The organism is Dendrosporobacter quercicolus, from assembly GCF_900104455.1.
Lineage (GTDB): Bacteria > Bacillota > Negativicutes > DSM-1736 > Dendrosporobacteraceae > Dendrosporobacter > Dendrosporobacter quercicolus.
The window spans coordinates 608,318-632,775 of sequence record NZ_FNHB01000001.1 but is presented as its reverse complement, the minus strand read 5'-3'; the positions used below and the strand labels follow the sequence as shown (position 1 = coordinate 632,775).

25 protein-coding genes are annotated in these 24,458 nt (G+C 51.3%); 20 read left to right on the top strand and 5 right to left on the bottom strand.

Features of this window, described 5'->3' with window-relative positions; translation table 11 throughout:
- From nrdG to BLR06_RS03030, 4 genes are all read left to right on the top strand, one after another.
- Complete coding sequence (nrdG, locus tag BLR06_RS03045; RefSeq protein ID WP_092068146.1) at positions 1–528, top strand: anaerobic ribonucleoside-triphosphate reductase activating protein; 528 nt, start codon at positions 1–3, stop codon at positions 526–528.
- A 187-nt stretch (positions 529–715) separates the two neighbouring features.
- Positions 716–2,485 carry a TIGR03960 family B12-binding radical SAM protein gene (locus tag BLR06_RS03040; protein ID WP_092068144.1) on the top strand — a complete coding sequence of 590 codons (1,770 nt, stop codon included), beginning with the start codon at positions 716–718 and terminating at the stop codon, positions 2,483–2,485.
- Entirely contained in the window at positions 2,470–3,285 is an 816-nt protein-coding gene (pgeF, locus tag BLR06_RS03035) for a peptidoglycan editing factor PgeF (RefSeq protein ID WP_092068142.1), read from the top strand. Before BLR06_RS03040 ends, pgeF begins: the two co-directional genes overlap by 16 nt.
- Before the next feature lie 271 nt (positions 3,286–3,556).
- On the top strand, positions 3,557–4,735 hold the full coding sequence (locus BLR06_RS03030) for an ABC transporter substrate-binding protein (RefSeq protein WP_092068140.1): 1,179 nt from the start codon (positions 3,557–3,559) through the stop codon (positions 4,733–4,735).
- 261 nt (positions 4,736–4,996) lie between these two features.
- On the opposite strand, the gene BLR06_RS03025 is transcribed toward BLR06_RS03030, so the two are convergent.
- The 5 genes from BLR06_RS03025 to BLR06_RS03005 form a co-directional block, all read right to left on the bottom strand.
- The gene (locus BLR06_RS03025) at positions 4,997–6,238 is read right to left on the bottom strand and encodes an EAL domain-containing protein (protein ID WP_092068138.1); all 1,242 of its coding nucleotides are present in this window, start codon (positions 6,236–6,238) and stop codon (positions 4,997–4,999) included.
- 104 nt (positions 6,239–6,342) lie between these two features.
- A complete protein-coding gene (locus BLR06_RS03020) occupies positions 6,343–7,719 on the bottom strand; it encodes a hypothetical protein (RefSeq protein WP_173812560.1) in 1,377 nt (458 codons plus the stop codon).
- A 6-nt stretch (positions 7,720–7,725) separates the two neighbouring features.
- Positions 7,726–8,223, bottom strand: coding sequence for a PulJ/GspJ family protein (locus BLR06_RS03015; RefSeq protein ID WP_092068134.1), 498 nt, complete (start codon positions 8,221–8,223; stop codon positions 7,726–7,728).
- A gap of 63 nt (positions 8,224–8,286) precedes the next feature.
- On the bottom strand, positions 8,287–8,778 hold the full coding sequence (locus tag BLR06_RS03010) for a hypothetical protein (RefSeq protein ID WP_092068132.1): 492 nt from the start codon (positions 8,776–8,778) through the stop codon (positions 8,287–8,289).
- A 31-nt stretch (positions 8,779–8,809) separates the two neighbouring features.
- Complete coding sequence (locus tag BLR06_RS03005) at positions 8,810–9,316, bottom strand: type II secretion system protein (RefSeq protein WP_173812558.1); 507 nt, start codon at positions 9,314–9,316, stop codon at positions 8,810–8,812.
- A gap of 568 nt (positions 9,317–9,884) precedes the next feature.
- Between BLR06_RS03005 and BLR06_RS03000 the strand changes: the two genes are divergently transcribed.
- The 16 genes from BLR06_RS03000 (at position 9,885) to BLR06_RS02925 (ending at position 24,444) form a co-directional block, all read left to right on the top strand.
- Positions 9,885–10,505 carry a hypothetical protein gene (locus tag BLR06_RS03000; RefSeq protein ID WP_092068128.1) on the top strand — a complete coding sequence of 207 codons (621 nt, stop codon included), beginning with the start codon at positions 9,885–9,887 and terminating at the stop codon, positions 10,503–10,505.
- Entirely contained in the window at positions 10,477–11,754 is a 1,278-nt protein-coding gene (locus tag BLR06_RS02995; RefSeq protein ID WP_092068126.1) for a secretin N-terminal domain-containing protein, read from the top strand. Before BLR06_RS03000 ends, BLR06_RS02995 begins: the two co-directional genes overlap by 29 nt.
- Before the next feature lie 32 nt (positions 11,755–11,786).
- A complete protein-coding gene (locus BLR06_RS02990) occupies positions 11,787–13,463 on the top strand; it encodes a GspE/PulE family protein (RefSeq protein ID WP_092068124.1) in 1,677 nt (558 codons plus the stop codon).
- A gap of 20 nt (positions 13,464–13,483) precedes the next feature.
- Entirely contained in the window at positions 13,484–14,536 is a 1,053-nt protein-coding gene (locus tag BLR06_RS02985) for a type IV pilus twitching motility protein PilT (protein WP_173812556.1), read from the top strand.
- Positions 14,537–14,552: 16 nt separating this feature from the next.
- Positions 14,553–15,773 (top strand): type II secretion system F family protein, encoded by a 1,221-nt coding sequence (locus BLR06_RS02980; protein WP_092068122.1) that lies wholly within the window; start codon positions 14,553–14,555, stop codon positions 15,771–15,773.
- A 29-nt stretch (positions 15,774–15,802) separates the two neighbouring features.
- On the top strand, positions 15,803–16,225 hold the full coding sequence (locus BLR06_RS20180; protein WP_281242260.1) for a type II secretion system protein: 423 nt from the start codon (positions 15,803–15,805) through the stop codon (positions 16,223–16,225).
- A gap of 77 nt (positions 16,226–16,302) precedes the next feature.
- Entirely contained in the window at positions 16,303–17,049 is a 747-nt protein-coding gene (locus BLR06_RS02970) for a prepilin peptidase (RefSeq protein ID WP_092068120.1), read from the top strand.
- 38 nt (positions 17,050–17,087) lie between these two features.
- The gene (pilM, locus tag BLR06_RS02965) at positions 17,088–18,167 is read left to right on the top strand and encodes a type IV pilus assembly protein PilM (RefSeq protein WP_092068118.1); all 1,080 of its coding nucleotides are present in this window, start codon (positions 17,088–17,090) and stop codon (positions 18,165–18,167) included.
- Positions 18,157–18,717 carry a PilN domain-containing protein gene (locus tag BLR06_RS02960; RefSeq protein ID WP_092068116.1) on the top strand — a complete coding sequence of 187 codons (561 nt, stop codon included), beginning with the start codon at positions 18,157–18,159 and terminating at the stop codon, positions 18,715–18,717. The genes pilM and BLR06_RS02960 overlap by 11 nt, the downstream gene beginning before the upstream one ends.
- Positions 18,714–19,334 carry a type IV pilus inner membrane component PilO gene (locus BLR06_RS02955; RefSeq protein WP_092068113.1) on the top strand — a complete coding sequence of 207 codons (621 nt, stop codon included), beginning with the start codon at positions 18,714–18,716 and terminating at the stop codon, positions 19,332–19,334. Before BLR06_RS02960 ends, BLR06_RS02955 begins: the two co-directional genes overlap by 4 nt.
- Positions 19,335–19,484: 150 nt before the next feature.
- Positions 19,485–20,957: a sigma-54 interaction domain-containing protein gene (locus tag BLR06_RS02950; protein WP_245697997.1), complete on the top strand. Its 1,473-nt coding sequence runs from the start codon at positions 19,485–19,487 to the stop codon at positions 20,955–20,957.
- Between the two features lie 232 nt (positions 20,958–21,189).
- Entirely contained in the window at positions 21,190–21,495 is a 306-nt protein-coding gene (locus tag BLR06_RS02945; RefSeq protein WP_092068111.1) for a (2Fe-2S)-binding protein, read from the top strand.
- The gene (locus BLR06_RS02940; protein ID WP_218039430.1) at positions 21,495–22,580 is read left to right on the top strand and encodes an NAD(P)/FAD-dependent oxidoreductase; all 1,086 of its coding nucleotides are present in this window, start codon (positions 21,495–21,497) and stop codon (positions 22,578–22,580) included. Before BLR06_RS02945 ends, BLR06_RS02940 begins: the two co-directional genes overlap by 1 nt.
- The gene (locus BLR06_RS02935) at positions 22,580–23,035 is read left to right on the top strand and encodes a 4Fe-4S binding protein (RefSeq protein WP_092068107.1); all 456 of its coding nucleotides are present in this window, start codon (positions 22,580–22,582) and stop codon (positions 23,033–23,035) included. Before BLR06_RS02940 ends, BLR06_RS02935 begins: the two co-directional genes overlap by 1 nt.
- Positions 23,025–23,303 carry a (2Fe-2S)-binding protein gene (locus tag BLR06_RS02930; RefSeq protein WP_092068105.1) on the top strand — a complete coding sequence of 93 codons (279 nt, stop codon included), beginning with the start codon at positions 23,025–23,027 and terminating at the stop codon, positions 23,301–23,303. Before BLR06_RS02935 ends, BLR06_RS02930 begins: the two co-directional genes overlap by 11 nt.
- Entirely contained in the window at positions 23,296–24,444 is a 1,149-nt protein-coding gene (locus BLR06_RS02925) for an NAD(P)/FAD-dependent oxidoreductase (protein WP_092068103.1), read from the top strand. Before BLR06_RS02930 ends, BLR06_RS02925 begins: the two co-directional genes overlap by 8 nt.
- Positions 24,445–24,458 lie beyond the last annotated feature (14 nt).

The window sequence follows — 24,458 nt, the reverse complement described above, 5'->3', positions numbered from 1 at the left end:
ATGGATTTACGAATTGCCGGCATATTAAAAGACAGTGTGGTGGACGGACCGGGGCTAAGGCTGGTGATCTTTACGCAAGGGTGTTTTCACAATTGCGCCGGGTGCCACAATGTAGAGACGCATGACCCAATGGCCGGAAAAACGATGGCGATTGATGAGCTGATGAAGATCATCAATAAAACCAAATTAATCCGCGGGGTAACATTTTCCGGGGGTGAACCCTTTTTGCAGGCCGCTCCGCTGGCTTATCTGGCGAAAAAAATCACAGCCAGAGGATTAAATCTTGTTACCTATAGCGGTTATGCTTTTGAGCAGCTGCTGGCAATGTCTGTGGCTAACCCTGCAATCAGGGAATTGCTTTATGCCACCGATATTTTAGTTGATGGACCTTTTATGCTGGATAAACGTGACTTGAGACTGGCTTTTCGCGGTTCCAGCAATCAACGGTTAGTTGATGTCGGACAGTCCTTGCATACCGGCCGCGTTGTGTTGTGGAGCGACAGTCGGGAGCTTTGCAGTAATGGATGATTTCTTGGATCAGACGTTCTAAGCACCGGTAAAGCAAAGAACGAAAACCGGCTTTGTTCAGGGGTGACTCAAATGCCAAGCATTTGGAGCACCCTTTTATAGCGCAAGATACTAAGATTTTTTTTAAAGGAAAAGCTATAATGAGCATTTATTGAATTTGTCGATCGTATAAATGGAGTGGGTTTTATTGTCGTGGTATTTAAAGGAGCAATTGCAAACAGTGCTGGCCCGGGAACAGGGAGCAACGGTATTCGCGCCTGGGGCGCGCAATGGTTTTGCGCTCATTTATCCCAATACTTATCATGTGGGAATGTCCAATTTAGGCTTGCAAATTATCTATCAAGCTATAAATAGTCGTACCGATACCGCTTGCGAAAGGCTGTTTATGCCGGATCGAAAAGCAGAACAGGAATATATCCGCACCAATACACCGCTGATGACAATTGAAACACAGCGGCCACTATACGAATTTCCTTTAATCGGGTTTGCGATTACTTTTGAAATGGATTATTTTAATATCCTGAAAATACTGTCACTGGGCAAAGTTCCATTATTGGCGGACGAAAGAGTTGACGGTGATCCGGTCATTATTGCCGGCGGCCCCTGCGCAACATTTAATCCTGAACCGTTAACCGATTTTATTGATGTTTTTATTATCGGTGAAGGTGAGGAGGTCATTCATGAGCTATTGGACCAGTATTATGAAGGCTGCGGCGAACATTTGTCCAGAGAGGCCTTGCTGTTGAAACTAGCCCGGCTTGAAGGCGTCTATGTGCCAAGGTTTTATCGTCACGCTTATCATGACGATGGCACGGTCAGCAAAATTACAACTGTCGGTGAAGTACCTGAGACGATCAATAAGCGCTGGATAAAAGAATTGGATCGGCATTCGGCGCAGACTGTTATTGTTACGGCCGACACGGAGTTTAAAGACCTGTATCTTATTGAAGTGGCGCGCGGCTGTGGACGGCATTGCCGGTTTTGCATGGCGGGTTATTGCTACCGGCGGCCAAGAGTCAGGTCGCTGGATAACATAATGAATGCAGTTATGCAGGCCCGGCTGCTGCATAAAAAAGTCGGTTTAATGGGAGCGGCAATATCGGACTATCCTCAGATTGATCAACTTTGCACCAATATTACTGCGTTAGGCATGGGTCTTTCGGTTGCTTCGCTGCGGGCCGATTCATTAACCGAAAGCCTGGTAGCCGCTTTGGCTTCAAGCGGGCAGCGAACCATCACCTTAGCGCCGGAAGCCGCCAGCGCCAGACTGCGTAACGTTATCAATAAAGGGATTACCGATGAGCATTTGGCTAAATCAATTTCTATGGCCAGTCAGGCTGGCATACCAAATGTAAGACTTTATATCATGATTGGCCTGCCATATGAGGATAACAGCGATATTGAAGCCATTGCGGCAATGGCCGTAAGAATCAAGGCTTATATGGGCAGCAACGGCAGCAAAGGCCTGCTGACACTGAGTATCAATCCCTTTATTCCCAAACCGTTTACGCCTTTTCAGTGGCTGCCTATGGCCGGGGTCAGGGAAGTGGAACAGAAGCTGAAATTTCTGCAGTCCGCTCTGCGTAACCAAAAAGGAATTGAACTACTGATTGAATCACCCAAAGAAGCCTATGTCCAGGGAATTCTGGCCCGCGGCGACCGCAGGCTGGGCGCTGTTTTGCTGACCGCCTGCAGACTCGGGGGCAGCAAATATTTTAAGAAAGCCTTGAAAGAACATCAATTACAAGAAGCGTTTTATTTGTACAGAAAACGCCCGTTACAGGAAACTTTGCCCTGGCAGAAACTCAACATGGGCTTTGACGCCGCATACCTTAAGCACGAGCTCGAAAAGGCCCAAACCGGGCAATTTACTGTTCCCTGCACCGAAGGCTGTACACGGTGCGGTATCTGTGCCGCTAAAGCAAAGGAGGAATCGTCAGCGTGGGATTTTCTTTAAGCAATGCGCCCAATGGCGTTTGGTACGGCTGGTTTTCTCATTTTGACAGTGCGACTGTGGCGCATGCTGTTTCAACACGATTAGGGGGGAGAAGTCAGGCGCCTTTTGCAACTTTAAATCTCGGTTTGCATACCGGCGATGCTGGGGATGCCGTCAGGTTAAACCGGAAAATGTTTTGTCAGGCCACCGGCATTGAATTGAGCAAAGTGGTTACGGCCGAGCAAGTGCACGGCTCCAAGGTGATGCTGGTTGAGGCGGCAGACGCCGGCAAAGGGGCATACGAGTTTGGCGATGCCCTGGCGGCGACCGATGCTTTGATCACCAATACACCGGATTTGCCGCTGCTGCTATTGTTTGCTGATTGTGTTCCGGTACTGATTGTCGATCCTGTCAATAAAGCAATTGGCGTCAGCCACGCAGGCTGGAAGGGCACTGTTGCCAAAATTGCGCAAAAGACAGTTCTGGCCATGCGCGATCATTTTGGCACGAGGCCTCAGGAGTGCCTGGTCGGCATAGCCCCTTCCATCGGTCCTTGCTGTTACGAGGTGGATGATGTTGTGGCCAGTCAATGCAAAGCGCAGTTTGAGCACTGGCAGGCTATGCTGAAACCGGAGGGTGAAAAATGGCGGCTCAACTTATGGCTGGCCAATCAAATTCAATTGGCTGAAATCGGTGTTTTAACCCGTAACATTGAAATAAGCGGCGTTTGTACCGCCTGCAATACCAGTTTGTTTTTTTCGTACCGGGCGGAGCGAGGCCTGACAGGCCGTATTGGCGCGGTCATTAGCCTGAAGGGCTAGTTTTAAAACATATCCTAGTACCTGTTGGGCTCGTCGAAAACTGTCACGATACTCAAAAAAAATACTTGTATTTTTCAGGAACACAAATTATAATGATTTATAAGTTCATATTTAATTGCGATGAAGCTTTTGGAAAAGTATTTGACGATACTTTTCCGAAAGCTTTTTTTTGCTTAAAAAGCTTTACATTGTTTACAGGGAGGTGGATAACAGAGCATAGGCATAATTGAGATAAAGCGGTGAAGAGAGAATTACTGAGGGGGAGAAATTGATGAAACAAAAGCGTATCAAATTATTCAGCCTATTGGCCGGCTTCAGCCTGATTGCCGGCTTGGTGGCCGGTTGCGGCAGCAGCAGCAGCAGTTCCAGTTCCGATGCGATAAAAATCGGCGTGGTTTACGAATTAACCGGAAATACTGCTTCTTTTGGAACGGCGGCCGCTAATGGCACAAAACTGGCATTAAAAGAAATCAATGCCAAGGGCGGAGTGCTTGGCAAGCAGATTCAGCCAGTTGTTGTTGACAATAAAGGTGAACCGTCCGAATCAACCAATGCTGTAACCAAAGTGATCACCCAGGATAAAGTATCGGCAATTGTCGGGTTTACCGTCAGTTCCTGCGGCATTGCCGGTTCGACTGTGGCTGATGTAAACAAGATTCCTTTAGTCGCAGCAGCCACTACCAATCCGAAAGTCACCCTTGACGAAGCATCAGGCAAAGCAAAAGAATATGTGTTCCGCGCTTGCTTCATCGATCCGTTTCAGGGTACTGTAGCATCGAACTTTGCGATGAATAGTCTGAAATTAACCAAAGCGGTTGTTTTAATTGATAACTCCAGCGATTACAGCAAAGGCTTGGCTCAGTTCTTCAAAGATGGTTATACGAAACAAGGCGGGCAAATTTTAGCCGAAGAGGCCTATCTGCAAAAAGACCAGGACTTTAAGGCGATTTTGACCAAAATTAAAGCCTTGAATCCGGAACTTATTTATCTTCCCGGCTATTATGAAGAGGTCGGAAAAATTATTAAACAGGCGCGTGAGATGGGCATTACTGCTGCGTTTTTAGGCGGTGACGGCTGGGATTCTCCGAAGCTGGTCGAGATCGGCGGCGCTCAGGCGCTAAATAACGCTTATCATGTAAATTTTTATTCAATAGAAGATGCTAACCCGACTTCCAAGGCATTTGTTGAAGCCTACCAGAAAGAATATGGCCAGGCGCCGGATGCTATGGCCGCTATGGGCTATGATGCAGCTTATTTGCTGGTCGATGCCATCCAGCGGGCCAATAGCCTTGAAGCGGCTAAAATACAGGCGGCATTGGCATCAACCCAAACTTTTAAAAGCTTAAGCGGTGATATGAGTTTAAACGCTTCTCATGATGCCATCAGAAGCGCGGTTATCATGGAATTAAAGGACGGCAAACAAATCTACCGGGAGACGGTCAAGCCGTAAGGGACGTGTGATCCCAAAAAACTGCGAATATAAACGGTGCAGAATGTCCTCAAGCTCTGTGTTTACAGGGCTTGAGGACTTCTTTTTTGTGTGACTTTCAAGCAAAGCCTGTTCGTCCTGCTAATTGAAGAGACTTGACTGGTTGAGCCTGTTGTGTTCTGTTAGGCTGCCCTCATTGCCCTCATTGCCCTCATTGCCCTCAAGATAGATCCTCTATTTGCATCAGCTCAATGGAACGACTTTGCCGCTATAATAGGTACTTTATACCAACATACTTAATACCAGATCGACAATTGATACAACACCAATATAATTTTCATTTTCAGTTACAATGATGAGATCATAAATACTGCCTTCTTCACGGGCCATTGCACACGAAGCCGCAGTTTCTACGGAAGTATCGGAGCTTAAAATCAGCGCTGTGGCATCCATCATTTCCTTTACCTGACGCTTTCTGTATAAGGATACCCCAAACGTAGTTCCCAGCCTGACGTACAATTTTTCCTTCATAATAAGTCCGCTGGGGATATTGTCCTGCACGACAACAATCCCCCGTAAAGAAGGGTCGGCTTCAAATATTGCTTCCGCTTCACTTACCGAGAGTGCCGGCGGAACTTGTGGCGCGGTTTTAACCAATGGTTTTAAGGTATTATTGCGATTGCAGGCTTTTGTACCTGCTTCACGTGCGCAAGCAAACGAGGCGGTAGTACGTTCGATTGTCAACAGCCTGTCTACTTTGCTCAGGAAATCTTCCGATACCGGCAGAGGAGGATTGCCGGGAGCAGCCAAAAAATCCCCCTGAGCGGCGCAGATGTTATTGGCAATGATTACCGATAAATCCTCTTCGGAGCTTATGCCATCCGCAATGATTGCGGCCGAATCGCCGGCAATATTGACCAGCGTGTCGAGAATATTCCGCTTTTTGGTATCGTCATATATGCCGTTGATAATTTTACGGTCGATTTTCACATAATCATACGGCAGGAAGCAAAGAGAATACAAATCAGCATAACCACGGCCGATACAATCAAGGGCGATGCCGAAATTCATCTGCTTATATTCTGCCAGAACAGAAGCGAATTGCGACCAGGACTGGATAAAATTACGATAGGTAATTTTAAAAACAAGCTGGGACGGGTGTAAGGAAGTTTTCCCCAGGATCATTTTAAGGCGCAGTTTTTTAAATACATCATAGACCAGCGTTTGGGGCTGTATCTCAATAAACAGTTTTTGTCCGCCGGTCAAGGCCGGGCAGGAGATCAGCGCCGCATCAAAGCAGCATTGGTCCAGATCAAGCAGTTTCTCTTCTTTAACCGCCCGGTCGAAAAGGGCGGCTGAGGACTGTAGTTCGCCGGCCTCCGGCCCTTTGATGATGGTATCATACCCGATGATATTCTGGGTGGCTAGTTCAACAATTGGTTGGTATAAGATGGTCAATGATTTATTTTTAAGAATGTTTTGCAGTTCAGAGAGCATGCCGTTTTCTACCTGGGGCATAACCATAGCCAATACCTCCCATTGTAATAATCTATAGTATAATGCAGTTGTTTCGCCGCGAAACTGCGTTCCCCATAGTGCGACAAAACAGTTGACCGTATTTCAATGTATTACGGCTTTTGTATGTCCCAGCTATGGATAATAATGGGCGCTCTCGTACCGGACGACGGCATGTTTTGAAAGGTTGTAGTGGCATTCCATACGCGCAGGCCGGTATAGCCTTCGTTTAAATTGGCGTAATTATTTGTGGGGGACCGGTCGACAAACCGCAGGATTTCCAATCCGTCCATATAAATCCGGTGAACCATGCGTTTCGTTCCATTTGGCAATGGTTCAGGCCGCAAATCAATTGTCATGATGTGATCCTGCTCAAGCATTTTGTTATTGCTGGTGCCGTTGGCCTTTAACTGGTTTAACGTCTTTAAAACCATATCAATTGGAACGGTCATGATATCCTGGTCATAAGAGGAGTCGGCATTTTTCTCCTCTATTTCCAATTTCCAGGATGCTTTCGTCACGTCCTTGGGAATGTTCCAACTGGCGGCCGCTGTGGTGGCCTGCCAGGATTGGTTCCCTGTACCCCTGCTGTAATTGTAGCCGACGCTGTTATAGACGCTTACCGGAGTGCTTGACTTGATTTCATTGCTGGAAGGAACCGTGGTTCCCGGTTTTTGCACCACTTTCTTCACTACAATCTGGTCCGGCTCCAGGCCGGGGTCGTACTGCAGCACATAGGCGGATATGTTATTGGCATTATCCTTATCGGTGGCCATATAGTAGATGCCGTAACCAGTCGCCCCGGGGTTCCGTTGATCGATCGCATTTAAATTGACTTTGAAATTCAACGTAAAGCCTTCCTTCGGATACACTTTTTGATTAAACAGCGCCTGGTAATAGTCGGAAATACCGGGCGCCGTCGCCGTATCGTCACTGTAATCGTTGGGGGTGTTATTTCTGTCGATGATCCATTTTCTATTGTCAGAATAGGTTGCGTTATCAATCATATCGATCAAGGTCGGATCTGCCGGGTTGATCGGGATTTCCAGATAGGCGTTCAGCACCGCGCTGCTGGCGCCGGAGCGGCCGGTGGAGGTGACCCGGTAGTAGTAATATCGGTCTGCGGGAAGACCAGCTGGCAGATTTGTCTTCATCAGGGTGACCGCCAGTGTAAAGGCGGGGGAATTTGAATTGGCGCTGTCCAGAACTACCTCTTTCGGCAACTTACTGGCATCCCAGCTTTGTACCTCGGTGCCGCGTTCATTTCTTGTCGTTTTCGCATTTTCCAGCGCATGCATCCAGGCATAGCGTATTCCGGCTTCGGCGGCGGCTTTGGCCTGGAGGTTTTCTCCGTAACTGAAGCCCATCAACCGGCTTAGTCCGCCGGAGGCGGCAATAAGGTATACGGCGCCGAGAGAAGCAAGAATCACCATAGTCATCAATGCTATGGCCGTCGCGGAGCCGTTCTGTCGTTTCCAACTGAAGCGCAAAGCAATCTACTTCCCTTCATTCAACAAATTCACAGTTTGCTGCATTTTTTTTCCATTCGCCAGAGTAATGGCAATGGTAACATTTTTTCCGTCCACACTTTTCCGGAAAGTTACGTTTTTGATGGGAGCGCGCCCGCCGTCTGTCAGGGGGCGTCTGGCTCCCGAGCCGGCCTGACGGCAAAGTTCATTTTTGACAAGCGAATAGGTGACGCTGGTACTCGCGGAATCCGGGAAGTTCCAGCGACTAAACGTGAAGGTGGCCGAACCGGTGTTGGCGGTAGCCGGCGTAGCAATGACATGGCCGGCCCGGATATCATTGGTCATCAGCTGGAGCGCCCAGCGGACCTCCTGCAGGCCGTTGTTTTCCTGCTGTCCCCGGGCTGTGATGATTGCCATATTGGAAAGCAGCGGCAGGGCGACACTCAGCATGATCGTCATTACCGCCAGGCCTGCCAGCAGTTCTATGATGGTAAAGCCGTTCTGATTATTGCATTTACGGTTCATGAAGACGCTCCTTTTTTGGGCAGGGGAGCCGGCGGTATTTGCAAGCCAGCCGGGCCGGCATGATTATTGCAAGGATATCGGCTCATTGGTATCACGGACATAGTATTTGATTAGCTCGACATACTTTTGGTCCTTGTCCCAGGCGACGATGATTGATACCTGCGCAAGGCGATTGCCGATACCGGGGGCAGCGCTGATCCGGCCGCCGACCAAAACACTGGCGTCAGCGGTGTTGGCAAAAGCGGCCTTAAAAGCATCGCGATTCGCACGGGCATCCGCAAGGGATGTGGAAAAGCCGGCGTTATTTTCCACATCAATCTCCTTGTAAACGAAGGTCGTGACTGTATTCTGCCAGTCGGATATCGTAACCTCCTGCAGGCCGTCGCCGTAGCTGGCGGCGACCTGATAGGCCCTGCTTTGCTCCGTATTGAGCAGATAGGCTCTTGTCCCCATGGTGATCAGGCCGATGATGGAGAAAAGTGCCACAGTGGTTACCGTGACCGCAAATAAAGAGTCAATTAAGACAAAGCCGGTTTCATTTTTTTTCAGGCGCATATTGCTAAAATCTCCTTATTTCGCAATTTTCTTAATTGCTGCTTTCTTCCGTCAAGTAGGAGGGCCTGGCCGAGGAGTCGACGCGAATCCGGCCGGTTTCCCTGGCAATGACCAGCGTTCTCGTCTTGTTTGCCGGTAAAGAGGCGCTGGTCAGGGTAATCATGGCATTGGTATTTTTAGCAAGATCAACGGCATCGAAAGACAGGGTATTTCCGCCGGAAAAACTGACCGTGATGCCGGGGGGAAGTGTCCGGGCGGGAAACGCCGTTCTTGCTGTTTTATTGGTGATAATTTGATAGGAGTTTCCGGAAAAGGTGATATTTACTTTATCCGCATCATCCTCGCGGCGTTTTTCCATTGACAGTTGCTGCATTGTCCGGACATCGGCCAGCAGCCGGACGGTGGCGGTTTGCAAATCGTTCCGGGCGACAACATGGCTTACATTTATTATGGCAATGGCGGCAATAATGGTCAAAAGAGCGATGACGACCAACAGTTCAATCAGAGTAAAGCCTTTTTGTGAACGAATTTGTAGCATATAGATCCTCCTTGACAGGCTGCACAGGCATGAAAAACTGGATGCTTTCCAAGAGGATTGGACGGATGTATTGCCGGAAAGCCGATCTTTATCGTGAAGATGAATATTACGTATCATTCTTTATAATTTACTGTACTATTTTTCCAGGTGACTTTACAATCATCTAACTGTTAAATAAATGTAAAGAAAAGTTGTTTTTGTGTTAACCTGTTTTCTGCCGATCATTGTTATGAGCCTCTTACGGATGCAGGAGTTGTTTTCCCTATGCGTTCCGGAGCATGATCAAGCAGTCACAGATCCCTGTTATGAGGAGCTGTGACTGCTTCTTTTGCTTCTCAACCATCCAAAGCCGGAGCGTGATTTCAATGATCTAAATGCTAAACAATTGTAAAGGAAAGTAAATTTTTGGTAAAAACTTGTGGTTTTGTATGGATTTTTTGTAGATTTATGGTAATGTAATGATTGCAGAAAAAGCCTTTTGCCGGTTTAGGCAAGTGATGACGGTACATACAGCAAGAGTGCGGCAGTTTTTGCTTGCACATGCAATCAAAAGGGTGGTGCGAAACGTATGAACAGACAGGTCATCATGTCCCTGTCTCCCAAAGTGGCAGTCGTAGTGGCGGCCGGAGTTCTATATTTACTGATCTATTTTTGGGCTTCTCCCAGTGAGCCTGTTGTAGCCCCGCCGGCGCCGGCAGTCAGCAAACTGTCGGGGCCTGCAGCCCCACCGCCGGCGGCGCTGCAGGCGTCCGGTGAGGACTGGGGACGGCTGAATCCTTTTGATGTGCCGGCAGTATTTTTGGCCGGCCGGCAGGCGGCAGCAGAGGAGCCGGCGGCGCTGCAGCAGGAACGAAATTCCGCTTCCGGGCCGGGAACTTATGGCGGGGGACGGATGTTGGAACGGCCGGCACGCTTAACCGGTATAATAGTCAACGGTGTGGCTCTCGGCGACGACGGGGTGAGCCTGGCGGTGTTAAGCAGCGGCGGCAAACAGGCCAGAGCCTACCGGCCCGGGGAAGCGGTCAATGGCTACCGGATTGTGGCAATTACCGGCAATGCGGTAGTTTTTAACGGACCTGCCGGCAGGGAGACTCTGCCGGTTGCCACCCAGGTGAGCAAAGCTGCCAAAAGCAATGCAGAAGAAAGGACAGGTATGAACAATGATCCGATACAAACCGTTGTGCGCTAAGTTGGTCCTGGCATTTGCCGTCAGTGTAATGAGCTGGTTTATCGTTATGCCGGCCTGTCTGGCAAAGCCTGTTTCCGTCAGCCTGAATTTTGTGCAGGAGGACATCCGGGTATTATTGCATACTTTGTCGATGCTAAGCGGTACGAACATGATTATCGACGAATCGGTTGCCAAGGAGTCGCCGACCATTACGATCAGGCTCGACAATGTCCCCTTTGACGAGGCGGTTGACCTGATTGCCCAGGCCAAGGGGCTGACGTATCATAAAACGGAAAATGCCATTATTTTTGAACGTTCAGATATTGGGGACTCCGCTATTGTCAGGCTGCAATACGTCAATGCGCTGGATGTGAAAAATTCGCTGGCCGGCGCGACCGAAGGGCTGAAGTTAAAAGTAGATACCGATATTCCTTCCAATGCGCTGGTGCTGACCGGTTCTTCGCTGGGCATTTCCCGGGTGAAGGGGATGGTTGGCGAGCTGGATAAAAAACCCCGGCAGGTGCTGATGGAAGCCAAAGTGGTGGCCATCAGCAAGTCGGCCACAAAGGATTTGGGGATTCAGTGGTCGTGGGACGAAACGCCCAAGACTTACGATTATGAGCCGGCGACCTTTAGCTATGACGCGTCAACCAAGACCTATATTCAGCAGTCTCCGGAAAAGATTACCCGCCATACCTCGGTAGGAAACGGGTACTCGGGGATTATTTCATTCGGCAGGTCGCCGGACGGTCTTCCCTACGAGTTTTATTACTCCGCCAAAATCAACGCCCTTGTCAGTAATGGCAATGCCAAGATTTTGTCACAACCCAAGGTTGTGACGGTAAACGGCAAGGAAGCGCGTATTCTGGTCGGCGACCGCATTCCGGTGCAGACCTCCACCGTGGCGAATGGTACGACCTCCACCTCTACCACTTATGTTGAAACAGGCATTAAGCTGGCCTATACGCCGGTGGTAGGGGCGGACGGGCAGATTACGGCCAAGGTGCATACGGAAGTCAGCACCCCGCAGCTGGTTTCCGATATCAAGCAGTATCAGATTACCACCAGGGAAGCGGAAACCAATGTGCGCATGAAGGACGGCGAAACCCTGGTGATCGGAGGCCTGATCGGCAGCCAGCAGTCGAAAACCGTCAGCAAAATTCCGCTTTTAGGAGATTTGCCCATTTTGGGCAGCCTGTTTAAAAACGTCAGCAATTCCGGCAGTGAAGCGGAAATTGTCATCTTTCTTACCGCCCGTGTTGTGGAGTAAATGATTCTATATTCTTGCTGGGTGGTGATGTAATGGAAAACGGGCGCAAGCGGCTGGGGGATTTGCTGCTGGAAGTGGGTCTCATTACGGAAGAGCAGCTGGAAAATGCCCTGCAGGTGCAGAAGCAAAGCAAGGAACGGCTGGGCGAAATCATCTTGAGCCTCGGCTATGTTTCGGAAGAAAATATGATTGAAGTACTGGAATTTCAGCTGGGTGTGCCGCGCATTGAACTGAAAGAGGAGAGCATCAACAAGGCGGCGGCCCTGACCATTCCGGTACAGATGGCGGAAAAATACAAGGTCATCCCGGTCAGCAAGGAAGGGCGCAAGCTGACTTTGGCGATGGTTGATCCGACCAATTTTTATGCCATTGATGATGTGCGTCTGCTGGCCGGTTGTGAAGTAGTGCCCATGATCGCCCGGGAAAAGGATGTTCTGCGGGCCATCAGCAAGGTGTACGGTGTGACCGACCTTGTGGAAAAAGCCGTAACCCGGCTGCAGCCGGAAGAAACGCTGGCAGTTGAGCAAATGCAGGCGACCGAGGACGCGCCCATGATCGGCATTGTCAATAGTCTGTTCAGTCAGGCGGTGCGCGAGCGGGCCAGCGATATTCATATTGAGCCGCAGGAAACGACTTTACGGGTGCGGTTTCGTATTGACGGCTTGCTGCGCGAATTTTCCTCCTTTCCCATCAATATCCATGCCGCGCTGGTTTCCCGCGTCAAAATTATGGGCCATATGGATATTTCGGAACGGCGGGTGCCGCAGGACGGACGCATTCAGATTCAGGAGGCCGGACGGGCGATTGATATCCGGGTATCTACGCTGCCGACAATTTACGGCGAGAAGATTGTCATGCGGATACTGGACAAACAGGCGGTTATGCTGGATATCGGCCGTTTGGGCTTTTCCGCCGGTAATCTGGACAAATACCGCCGCCTGTTTACCCAGTCCTATGGCATGATTTTAATCACCGGGCCGACCGGCTCGGGGAAAACGACCACGCTTTATTCCACACTGGGAGAACTGAGCACACCGGCCAAAAACGTCATTACGATTGAGGATCCGGTCGAGTACCGGCTGGAGGGCATCAATCAGGTGCAGGTCAACCCCAAAACGGGGATGACCTTTGCCGGCGGACTGCGGGCGGTTTTGCGGCAGGACCCTAATATTGTGATGGTAGGCGAGATCCGGGACGGCGAAACGGCCGATATTGCCATTCGCGCCGCCCTGACCGGCCATTTGGTGCTGAGCACGCTGCATACCAATGACGCGCCCGGCGCTGTCAGCCGTCTGCTAGACATGGACGTGGAACCCTTTTTGGTGGCCTCCTCGGTACTGGGCGTCATAGCCCAGCGGCTGGTGCGGGTGATTTGCCCTAAATGCAAGCAGTCGTATGCGCCGGCGCCGGACTCACCTGAGCGCTCTTTTCTGGGACTTGCCGAAACACAGGAAGTCGCCCTGTATCGTGGCGCCGGCTGTCCGGAATGCGGCAGCAGCGGCTACAAGGGCCGCATGTCCGTCCATGAAGTCATGCCGGTATCGTCGGCCGTTCGCGAACTGATTACGCAACGCCGGTCTGCCGACGAAATTCGCGAGGCCGCTGTGCGGGAGGGCATGCTATGCATGCGGGAGGACGGAATCGCCAAGGCGCTGGCCGGCCGGACTACGGTGGCGGAAGTCATGCGGGTAGCCTATGTGACTCTATAAATAAAAGGGGGAGCCCTGGGATGATCAAGGACTTGCTCGTGGAAGCGGTGGGACGCAAGGCGTCCGATATTCATATTACCGCCGGTGTTCCGCCGGTATATCGTATTAACGGCCAGCTTGTCAGAACAAACCGTCCGGTGCTTTCCCAGTATGATACGGCGGCCATGATGGAGGAAATCGTCAGCGCCGATCAGCGTGAACGGTTTCTGGCCAACGGCGAGCTGGATTTCTCCTTCGCCATTCCGGGCGTCAGCCGTTTCCGGGCCAATGTGTTCCGGCAGCGGGGGGCGATGGGGCTGGCTTTGCGGGTGATTAACGAGCATATTGCGACCCTGGATGAGCTGGGCCATCCCGAGATCTTAAAGACGCTGGCGCGGCTGTCCAAGGGACTGGTGCTGGTGACAGGACCTACCGGCAGCGGCAAGTCCACGACGCTGGCCGCGATGCTTGATCTGATCAACAGCGAACGGGCCTGTCACATTCTGACCCTGGAGGATCCGATTGAATATTTACACAAGCATAAAAACAGCATTGTCAATCAGCGGGAAATTCATTCCGACACCCGTTCCTTTGCCGCTGCGCTGCGGGCTGCGCTGCGGGAGGACCCGGACGTCATCCTGGTGGGAGAAATGCGGGACGCCGAAACGATCGGCATTGCCGTAACCGCCGCCGAGACCGGTCATCTGGTATTTGCCACCCTGCATACCGGCGATGCTTCCCAGACCGTTGACCGGATCATTGATGTATTTCCGACCCATCAGCAGCAGCAAATACGGGTTCAGCTGTCGCTGACGCTGCAGGGCATTATTTCCCAGCAGCTCATTTTGCGCCTTGACGGCGCCGGGCGGGCCGCGGCCCTGGAAATACTGACGGCGACCCAGGCGCTGCGCAATCTCATTCGCGAGGGCAAAAGCCATCAGATCCTGTCGGTGATTCAGACCGGCGCGCGCAATGGCATGCAGTCAATGGATATCGCCCTGAAAAATTTATACAATACCGGAAAAATCAGTTATGACGAGGCCTTAGTACGGGCCAGCAATCCGGATGCATTTGCCAAGCTGGTACAGCATTGAAGAAAGAGGGACAGGTATGGCCAAAAATTTTATCTATACGGCCCGGAACCGGGCGGGACAGCTGTTAACCGGCACGGTGCTGGCCGAGGACCAGACCGCCGCCGCCTCCTATGTTCGGCAACAGGACTGCTTTATTACCTTGATCGCCGAAGATAAGCCCAAGTCCTCGACCGGCCAGTTTTTAAAAAGACTGCGACGGGTCGGGACGAAAGATCTGGCGGTATTTTGCCGTCAGTTCAGCACGATGATTAACGCCGGTATTCCCATCCTTTCCTGTCTCGGCATTCTCATGGAGCAATGCGAGAGTTCATTGTTGAAGGAAACACTGCAGGATGTTTATAAGCGGGTGCGGGAAGGCGAGGCGCTGTCCCGGACGCTGGCAAGCTATCCCCATGTATTTCCCCGGCTGATGATCAGCCTGGTGGAGGCCGGCGAGCTGGGCGGCGTAATGGAGGAAGTGTTTGAGCGTCTGGCGGCCCAGTTTGAAAAAGAGCATAAGCTGAACGAAAAGGTCAAGTCCGCGACGGTATATCCGCTGGTTGTCATGGGAATTGCCTGTCTGATCGTCATCTTTATTTTGGTGTTTGTCCTGCCGACCTTTGTCGGAATGTTTGAAGGCATGCGGGTAGAGCTGCCGCTGCCCACCCGGATGCTGCTGCTGCTCAGCAGTATCCTGCAGAACCAGTTTCTGCTGCTGGCGGCGCTGGCGGCTGCGGCCGTCTATGGCATTCGGCTGGCTTTGCGGCAGCCGGAGATCAGGGAACGGTTTGACGCCGGCATTTTGCGGCTGCCGGTGGTCGGCGTGCTGACCCGCAAAATTGAAATTGCCCGGTTTAGCCGCACCTTAAGCACGCTTTTGCGCGGCGGCGTCGATATTATCGTGGCCCTGGAGGTTGTGGAAAAAATCCTGTCCAACAGCAGCATGGCCCGGGCGCTGGTCCAGGCCAAATCCGGCATCCGGGAGGGCAAGGGGCTGGCGCCGGCGCTCAACAGCAGCAAGGTATTCACGCCGATGACCGTACAGATGATTGCCATCGGCGAGGAAAGCGGCAGCCTGGATCAGATGCTGGAACGGGTCGCCGATTTCTACGATAACGAGGTTGACGATATGGTGGCCCGGCTGAACAGCCTGCTGGAACCGTTTATCATTCTCTTTTTGGGTATCACGATTGGCAGCATTGTTGTGGCAATTTTACTGCCGATGTTTGATGTCATGTCCGGGATGGGGACAGTGTAAAGCAGTTACCATTGAAAGGAGGTGAAAATATGAAAATGTTGCAAAACGTTAGAAAAACAATGAAAAAACAGCAGGGCTTCACCTTGATTGAACTGCTGGTTGTCGTAGCTATTATCGGTATTTTGGCCGCTATTGCCATTCCCCGTTTTGTCGATACCACAGCAACCGCCAATGGGGCCAAGGTACTGGCCGATCTGCAGTCTATTGACAGCGCGATTCAGCAGCACGCCGCCGGCCAGGGAATAAATCCCAGCACGGTCACGGCTGCAATGCTCGCAGCCTATTTTAGCAATGGCTTTCCTACGCCGCCAACTGGGGCTATTAGGATTAGAGGTACGGAGAGAACTGGCACCGCGTATGTAATTGATGGAAATGGGAGAGCTACATTTGCAAACATGACGGCTGAGGAGCTTGCCAATCCTGCTGCTAGCGGCGGCGGAACCACCCCTTAAAGTTAACCAACCGCAGCATCAATTCAAGGCGGCAGGGAGCTGCCGCCTTGAAAAATTTTTGGTGAAAGAAGAGTGACATGGAATATCAGGCGCTTGTTTTTATCTTTGGTCTGATGATCGGCAGTTTTTTTAATGTCTGCATCTACCGTCTGCCGCTGGGCCAGTCTGTTGTGCAGCCCCCGTCGCATTGCCGGCAGTGCGGGCAGCGGCTGGGTGTAATCGATTTGCTTCCGGTGGTCAGTTATCTGGCGCTGCGGGGACGGTGCCGTCATTGCGGTCAGGCCTATTCCGTCCGGTATCTGCTGGTCGAGGTGCTGACAGGTTGTTTATTTGTCTGGTGTTACGCCCTGCTGGGCTGGAGTTTTTTATTGATTAAGGCGCTTTTATTTACTGCTTTTATGATTTGCATTACTTATATTGATTATGACCACCGGCTGATTCTGGACAAAGTGCTGGTTTGTCTGGCGGGGGCGGGTGTAATCATAGAGGCGCTTCTGCCGTCGCTGGGGATTGGCTCTATTGCGGCCGGCATCCTGGCCGGCGGCGGGATATTGCTCCTCATTGCCGCTGTCAGCGGCGGCGGCATGGGCATGGGCGATGTCAAATTCGGGCTGGCCCTGGGGGTATGGCTGGGATTTCCGCAAATATTGCTGCTGCTGTTTTTAGCCTTCCTGCTGGGCGGATCCGCCGGTATTGTTGTGCTGGCCTGCGGTCTGAAGACCCGCAAGGATGTTATCCCGTTCGGGCCGTTCCTGGCGGCCGCCGCTTTTTTCAGTTTGCTGTTCGGGCAGGAAATCATCGCCTGGTATCTGGGCCTGTATTGAAGTGACAGATTCATAGGGAAGAGAGTGAGTGAAACCATATGTGGAATGTGCTTGCCAAGATGTTGTACCGCCGGCCTTCGACTCATGTGGGGCTGGATATTAGCTCCTGTTCGGTAAAAATAGCCGAAGTCGCCAATCGCAAGGGGGTTTTCGTGTTAAATCAGATTGGGGTGGCCGATATTCCGGAGAGCATTGTCCAGGAAAATGGCTTTGCCGATAAGGTCGAACTGGGAGCGCTGATTCGGAATCTGATGGGAGCCTCCGGGATAACCTGCCGGGAAGTGACGGCGGGTCTGGGGGGGCGCAATGTATTTTCACGCGAACTCAGTATGCCGAAAATGGAAGAACAGGAAATGAAGGAAGCCCTGAAATGGGATATTGGCCAATACGTGCCCTTTCCGCCGGATACGTATTATTATGATTTTGCTGTCCTCGGGCCGAACGACGGCGGGACTGAAGTAAAAGTACTGGTAGTGGCCGCGCCGCGGGAGAATGTCGATTATCTGCGGGAGGTTTGCCGTATTGCCGAATTGAATCTGCAGGCGGTGGACTTTGAAGCGCTGGCCTTAAAACGGACCTTGGCGGCGCAGGAGAATATCATGATTGTGGATATCGGGACGGAGGTCTGCCAGGTGGTCGTTTACCGGGATTCGTGCCCGGCGCTTGTCCGGACTATTCCCATTGGCGGCCGGCAGTTTACCGGGATTGTTATGGATGTGCTTAACTTAACGTTTGGTGAAGCCGAGGCGTTTAAAGTAAAGGAGCGAAATCTTTTGCCCCAGCTTAAGGAAAGTGAGGAGGAAATCCCGGAGCTTCAGCAGCAGATCAAAATACTGGCCGATGAGCTGGGACGGGAAATCCGCCGTACGCTGGAGTATTATCAAATGCAGAATTCGCAAGGCAAGATTACGCCCATTTATCTGACCGGCGGCGGCGCTCTGATTGACCGTCTGACCATCGCAGTTAATACGCATATTCATATCCCGGTGGTCAAGCATGATCCGTTTACCCATTTTAGAACAGCGGTCTATTATGATCAGCAATATATTGACGATGTGGATTCCCGGCTCGCCATTGCGGTCGGGTTAGGCATGCGGGGGGTGCGAAATGGCAATTAGAATTAACTTACTGCCGCAAGCGGACCGTCCTTCCACTTTGCCTGTGGCGAAAATGATCGCCGGCGTTGTGATATCCGGAATTTTTCTTTGTGCGGTTGCCTTTGGTTATCATGCCTATGTCATTTGGAATCTTACGAATGAATTGACTGTGGCGCGCAATCAGCACCAGTCATTGCGTCCGGTAGAGCTGAATATGAATGCCGCCGCAGAAAAGCGGCAGTATATCAGTCAGCGTGAGGCGGCTTTATCAAACATCGCCCAGGAACGCCGGCCCTGGGAAATGGTATTTTCCCATCTGGCGGCGATTGCGCCGCCGCGGCTTTGGTTTACCTATGCCGGTGTTGATTACCAGGAAAAAGCCCGGCCGATGGGCATTAAAATCAGCGGCATTGCCGAAAAATACAGGGATGTGGCCGCCTTTCTCAATACGCTTGAAGAGAACAGTATTTTTGGCGACCCTGTATTGACCGCTGCTGAAGTAAATAGCGGCGGAAAAGTTCCTGCGGCTAAATTTGAAATTACTGTGAATCTCAAGGGGTTGAGAAAATGAAGCTGAAAACGGATGGTCTCAAAACACAGCTGGCCGGTTTGCCGGCAAAAAAGAAAATTGCCGGATCAGTGCTTATCATGACTGGTTTTGCTGTATTGTTTTGGTTTGCGGTCATTGCTTCGCAGCAAGATCAGATTTCGGCCTTAAAGGCGGATTTGCAAAGGGAGCAGCAAGCGGTAAAGCGGCTGGAAGAGTATGCTAAACAGCATCCGCAGGGGGATGTATACCTTGCCGAGCTGGAGCAAAAGATCAGCGAGGTCAATAGTCTTCTGCCGGACGGCGGCTGGATGGGCAGACTGCTGATCCAAGTGGATGAGGCGGCCACAGGTTCCGGTGTTGAGCTTGTGTCGATGAAACCGCAGCAGGTGATTAACGGGAAAGGGGTCCGGGCGTATCCGTTTGAGCTGGTATTGCGTGGTTCGAAGCAGCAGTTTTCCGGCGTGCTTGAGTTTGTGGTTAAGCTGCACAGCTTAACCCGGTATGCCAATATTGTAAGTATATCTACCGAATTGCAGCAGAATATGCTGGAGACGAAAATCCTGCTGCTTGCTTATTCCTTCGGCCAGGTTCCCAACCCCACAAAACCGGAACAGGCTGCACAGGCCAGTCCCCCATAGGATTTTGTTAAATTTCATTGTATATTCCCCGCGTTTCCTTTATAATAAAAATAATCAAGTGTCAAAAATCTGACATAAGCAAAGATGCTTAACTTCAGGAGACTTCTTCTGTTGCGGCATCTTTTTTTCATCAGCCGGGGAGGGGTACTTTTGGATAAGCTTTTTTCGATGGACACAGCGCCGGTCCGTAACTATCTCAGCAGTCAGCAGCCCGAAAAAGTGGTTGCGCTTTTTGAACAGCTGTTAATGCAATACCAGGTTCAGCAGGCGCGTTTTGATGCTTTGCTCAACACCGTTGATGAGGCTGTTTGCATGATTGATGAATCAGACCGGGTCGTGGTTTGGAATAATTTGGCCGAACATTTATATGGAATTACCGCCAGGGAAATTATCAATAAGCCAATAGACCAGTTTTTTTCTAATTTGCTGTTGACTAAGGTAATGAAAGAACGACGAACGGTACACGAGCAGCAGCATACGCCCTGCCCGGATAAACACGTGCTGATCAATGCCCGGCCGGTCAAGCTGGCCGGCCGGGTGATCGGCGGGGTTAGTGCGGAAAAAGATATTACTGAAGTGGTGCAGTTGAATGAACAATTATCGCAGACGCACGAACAAGTTGCCTCTTTACAGCTGGAATTGGACAGGGTAAGTACGCAGTCCGACAGTTTTTCCGCTATTTACGGACACAGCACGGCTATTTGCGAAGCAATCAGTATCGCCCGGCGGGTGGCTGCCACCAGTGCACCGGTACTGCTGCGCGGTGAAAGCGGCACCGGCAAGGAGCTGTTTGCCAAAGCGATTCATCAGGCCAGCGGGTTACAGGGGCCGTTTATTGCCATTAACTGCGGGGCGATTTCTCCTAATTTATTTGAAAGTGAACTGTTTGGCTATCAGCCGGGGGCCTTTACCGGTGCGGACCGCAATGGCAAAGTCGGCCTGCTGGAACAGGCGAACGGCGGGACGGTCTTATTGGATGAGCTGGGCGATATGCCCAGGGAAATGCAGGTTAAGCTGTTGAGAACCTTGCAGGATAAGTGTTTTTACCGGGTAGGCGGGGGAAAGCCGGTTGCGATTGATGTCCGGTTTATTGCGGCGACGCACCGCAATTTGGAAGCCATGATTGCGCAAGGCGATTTCCGCGAAGATCTCTACTACCGTTTAAATGTCGTTTCCATCGTTTTACCGTCGCTGCGGGAGCGGCTTGATGATATCCCGGAACTCGTCCACCGGGGAATTAAATATTATGATACGTTTTACCACAAGAAGATTACCAAGGTTGACCCGGAGTTGATGGCTGCATTGCTGCAGTATTCATGGCCCGGCAATATCCGTGAGTTATTTAACGTGTTAGAACGACTGGTCATTTTGGCCGACAGCAGTCTGTTGACGCTGGATAATCTGCCCAGTACGTTCAGGCAGGCCGCTTTGGCTGGCGGTGAGCCGGAGCGCCGGCCGCAAGAGATTAATCTTGTCCAAACCACGGGCAATATCGAAAAAGAGATGATTACTGTGGCGCTGGCCGAAGCGCAGTTTAATAAAGCGGTTGCGGCAAAAAAACTGGGCATTCCCCGCAGTACCCTGTACTATAAGATGCATAAGCTTGGCATAGAATGTCAGTAAACCGACAGCAGTGTCGGTTTACTGACGAAATGTCCGGCGCCGGAGGAGCAATGTCATCGTTGTTTGGGCATTGATTTTTTTGTCCGGCATTGAACCGCCTGCCATAGGTACTGACGAGCCGCGGCTTTTTGTGTGGTTTTGGGCAGTTAAAAAAAAAATTAAAGATGTACCAATTTATTTTTTCTGTTGGCACGATTATTGCAACTATATAAATTGCAGGAGGTGACTAGCGATGAGAATTACTGATCATCCAATCTTGCAATTTACAAACAAAGAGATGGTAGGCTTTACGTTTAACGGCCAACCGTTAACAGGCGTGGCCGGAGAACCCATTGCTGCGGCTTTGCATGCTGCCGAAATAAAAGTATTGCGTCATAGCCAGCACCATCATCGCCCGCGCGGCCTGTTTTGCGCTATCGGCAATTGTTCGTCCTGTTTGATGACTGTCGATGGGGTGCCTAATGTCCGGGTTTGCGTTGAACCTCTGCGCGCCAATATGGCGGTGCAAACCCAGGCCGGAAAGGGGCGAATTGTATAATGGAGATACAGATTCTGGTGATTGGCGCCGGCCCGGCCGGATTAATGGCCGCCAAATATGCCGCTGAAGCCGGAGCAAATGTACTGCTGGCGGAAAGAGCCGATCGTCTGGGCGGACAGCTGATTAAGCAAACGCACAAGTTTTTTGGCTCTAAAGAGGAATATGCCGGAGAACGCGGCATTGATATCGCCGCTAAGCTAATTGACGAATGTGAAAAAAACAGTAAGATCAGTATCTGGAAAAATGCCCAGGTTCTGGGGATTTATCCGGACGGAGTGGTGACGGTTTCCTATCAGGGCAATTTTTGTACGGTCAAACCGGAAAAAATAATTATCGCCACCGGGGCCGCTGAAAAAACAATGGCTTTCGCCAATAATGACCTGCCCGGCATTTATGGCGCCGGGGCAGTTCAAACGCTGATGAATGTGCATGGCGTGCTGCCGGCCAAACGTATTTTAATGGTAGGGGCCGGCAATATTGGCGTTATTGTGGCCTATCAGTTATTACAGGCCGGCGTGGATGTAGCGGGGGTGGTGGAAGCCGGCCCGGCCGTAGGCGGATATCAGGTCCATGCAGCCAAACTGCAGCGGCATGGTGTGCCTATTTATACTTCACATTCGGTAAAAGCCGCGCACGGGAGCTGCTGCCTGGAAGGGGTAACGATTTGCAGACTGGATAAAAACTGGCAGACTGTGGCCGGCAGCGAACAATATATTGAAGCGGACGGCCTGTGTCTGGCTGTGGGCCTGAGCCCGCTGACCGAGCTGTTGTGGCAGTCCGGCTGTGAAATGAAATATGTCCCTGAACTGGGCGGCTACGTTCCTTTGCGTGACGGTAATTTAAGAACAACGCGGAACGACATCTATGTCGCCGGCGATGTTTCCGGGGTGGAAGAAGCCTCGGCCGCAATGGTTGAAGGCAAAATTGCCGGTTTAGAGGTTGCGGCATTGCTCGGCTGCCGCAAACCGGATGTTTATCAGGCTTTGCAACAGGCGCGCGGCCAATTAAGGGCTTTGCGTTCAGGCCCGGCCGGCGTTAAAATTTGCAACGGCTTGCGCAAAGTTGTGCTTGAGGAGGTGGGCTGATGAATCAGCCGGTTAAGCCAGGTGCGGTTCCGGGACCTACCGCCGTATTCGAATGTTTGCAGCCGATTCCTTGCAATCCGTGCGCCGATGCCTGCCCGCGGGGGGCAATTGCCGTTAAGGATATTAATGACTGCCCGGTTCTGAATGAGGAAAAATGCAACGGCTGCGGTATCTGTATGACCCATTGCCCGGGCTTATCTATTTTTGTTGTCGATGTTCATTATGCTGCAGCCGAGGCGCTGGTGAAAATTCCTTATGAGTTTACGCCTTTGCCGCAGCAGGCTGAGCTGGTGGAAGCTTTAAACCGGCAGGGCGAGTGCATTGGCCTGGCCCGCGTGATCCGGGTTCAAACCTCGCCCAATAAAACCAATATTATTTGGCTGGCGGTGCCAAAAGAGCTGGCAATGGAAGTTCGCAACCTGCGGTTGAGAAAGGAGTCGGACGATGCGTGCTGATGATACAATTATTTGCAGGTGTGAGGACATTACTTTAGGGGAAATACGGGCGCAAATTGCCCAGGGCAAGCATACTCTGGAGGAAATAAAGCGGGCCTGCCGGGCCGGTATGGGGCCTTGCCAGGGGCGAACCTGCTCACTGCTGATTGCCAGTGAAATTGCCAGGGCTACCGGTAAATCGATCGCCGATATTCCATTTTCCAAGGTTCGCCCGCCAACAGCGCCAATTAAGATGGCTTCTTTGCTCGGAGGGGATAAACATGATTAATTCAGCAGATGTCGTTGTGATCGGCGGCGGGGTTATAGGCTGTTCCACCGCCTATAACCTGGCAAAACTGGGCGCCGGTAAGGTGGCGGTCATCGAAAAGGGGTATCTGGCCAGCGGGGCCACCGGACGCTGCGGCGCGGGAATGAGGATGCAATGGGGTACCGAAACCAACTGCCTGCTGTCGCGGGAGAGTGTGAAGATGCTGGCCAACCTGCCGGAACGCCTGGAGGTCGATGTGGATATTGAGTTCACCCAAAACGGTTATTTATTGCTGGCCTATGGCGATAAAATGGAGACGCAGTTTAAGAAAAATCTTGAACTCCAGCACTCTCTGGACATACCCTCCCGCTGGGTAACTCCCCGGGAAGCGCTGGAAATTGTTCCGTTCCTCAATATTGATGAACTGCGCGGCGCCGCCTATTGCGCAGAAGACGGCCATTGTAATCCGTTTATGGTAACTGAAGCCTATGCCCGGGCGGCCCGCAATCTCCAGGTTGAAATTTATACGGAAACTGAAGTGCAGGGAATTGAGACAAAGAACGGGCGTATTTTAGCGGTACGAACGAATCAAGGTGAAATTAAGACCAATACCGTGGTGAATGCCGCCGGCGGCTATGCCAAAACCATTGGCCGGATGGCAGGCATCGAACTGCCGATTTTTCCTGAACGCCATGAGATCCTTGTTACCGAACCTGTCGAACCGACCATGGGACCGATGGTGATGAGTTTTTATCACAACTTATATTGCCAGCAAAGTCCGCATGGCAGTTTCATCATGGGCATTGGGCATCCCGATGAGCCGGAAAGCTTTGACATCCGCTCAAGCTGGCAGTTCCTGCGTGATATGGCCAGCCGGGTTATAGGCATATTGCCGCCTTTGGCTAAATTAAATATAATCAGGCAATGGGCCGGCTTGTACGACATGTGCCCTGACCGTACGCCAATTCTGGGCAGCAGCCCGCAATTAAAGCGTTTCTATACAGCTGCCGGGTTCAGCGGCCACGGCTTTATGATCTCGCCGATTACCGGGCAATTGATGGCGGAAATGATCTTGAACCAGCCGACCACTTTCCCGGTGCAAATGTTCGACGCCGGCCGGTTTGAACGGGGCGAACTGTTTGTTGAACCATCTGTAGTGTAGTCTGTAAATTCATT

What these genes read in the sequence shown, in the direction of transcription:
- nrdG (WP_092068146.1), top strand. Translation starts at nt 1, where the DNA reads ATGGATTTACGAATTGCCGGCATATTAAAAGACAGTGTGGTGGACGGA.
- BLR06_RS03030 (WP_092068140.1), top strand. Translation starts at nt 3,557, where the DNA reads ATGAAACAAAAGCGTATCAAATTATTCAGCCTATTGGCCGGCTTCAGC.
- BLR06_RS03025 (WP_092068138.1), bottom strand. Translation starts at nt 6,238, where the DNA reads ATGGTTATGCCCCAGGTAGAAAACGGCATGCTCTCTGAACTGCAAAAC.
- BLR06_RS03015 (WP_092068134.1), bottom strand. Translation starts at nt 8,223, where the DNA reads ATGAACCGTAAATGCAATAATCAGAACGGCTTTACCATCATAGAACTG.
- BLR06_RS03010 (WP_092068132.1), bottom strand. Translation starts at nt 8,778, where the DNA reads ATGCGCCTGAAAAAAAATGAAACCGGCTTTGTCTTAATTGACTCTTTA.
- BLR06_RS03005 (WP_173812558.1), bottom strand. Translation starts at nt 9,316, where the DNA reads ATGCTACAAATTCGTTCACAAAAAGGCTTTACTCTGATTGAACTGTTG.
- BLR06_RS03000 (WP_092068128.1), top strand. Translation starts at nt 9,885, where the DNA reads ATGAACAGACAGGTCATCATGTCCCTGTCTCCCAAAGTGGCAGTCGTA.
- BLR06_RS02995 (WP_092068126.1), top strand. Translation starts at nt 10,477, where the DNA reads ATGATCCGATACAAACCGTTGTGCGCTAAGTTGGTCCTGGCATTTGCC.
- BLR06_RS02990 (WP_092068124.1), top strand. Translation starts at nt 11,787, where the DNA reads ATGGAAAACGGGCGCAAGCGGCTGGGGGATTTGCTGCTGGAAGTGGGT.
- BLR06_RS02985 (WP_173812556.1), top strand. Translation starts at nt 13,484, where the DNA reads ATGATCAAGGACTTGCTCGTGGAAGCGGTGGGACGCAAGGCGTCCGAT.
- BLR06_RS02980 (WP_092068122.1), top strand. Translation starts at nt 14,553, where the DNA reads ATGGCCAAAAATTTTATCTATACGGCCCGGAACCGGGCGGGACAGCTG.
- BLR06_RS20180 (WP_281242260.1), top strand. Translation starts at nt 15,803, where the DNA reads ATGAAAATGTTGCAAAACGTTAGAAAAACAATGAAAAAACAGCAGGGC.
- BLR06_RS02970 (WP_092068120.1), top strand. Translation starts at nt 16,303, where the DNA reads ATGGAATATCAGGCGCTTGTTTTTATCTTTGGTCTGATGATCGGCAGT.
- pilM (WP_092068118.1), top strand. Translation starts at nt 17,088, where the DNA reads ATGTGGAATGTGCTTGCCAAGATGTTGTACCGCCGGCCTTCGACTCAT.
- BLR06_RS02960 (WP_092068116.1), top strand. Translation starts at nt 18,157, where the DNA reads ATGGCAATTAGAATTAACTTACTGCCGCAAGCGGACCGTCCTTCCACT.
- BLR06_RS02955 (WP_092068113.1), top strand. Translation starts at nt 18,714, where the DNA reads ATGAAGCTGAAAACGGATGGTCTCAAAACACAGCTGGCCGGTTTGCCG.
- BLR06_RS02945 (WP_092068111.1), top strand. Translation starts at nt 21,190, where the DNA reads ATGAGAATTACTGATCATCCAATCTTGCAATTTACAAACAAAGAGATG.
- BLR06_RS02940 (WP_218039430.1), top strand. Translation starts at nt 21,495, where the DNA reads ATGGAGATACAGATTCTGGTGATTGGCGCCGGCCCGGCCGGATTAATG.
- BLR06_RS02935 (WP_092068107.1), top strand. Translation starts at nt 22,580, where the DNA reads ATGAATCAGCCGGTTAAGCCAGGTGCGGTTCCGGGACCTACCGCCGTA.
- BLR06_RS02930 (WP_092068105.1), top strand. Translation starts at nt 23,025, where the DNA reads ATGCGTGCTGATGATACAATTATTTGCAGGTGTGAGGACATTACTTTA.
- BLR06_RS02925 (WP_092068103.1), top strand. Translation starts at nt 23,296, where the DNA reads ATGATTAATTCAGCAGATGTCGTTGTGATCGGCGGCGGGGTTATAGGC.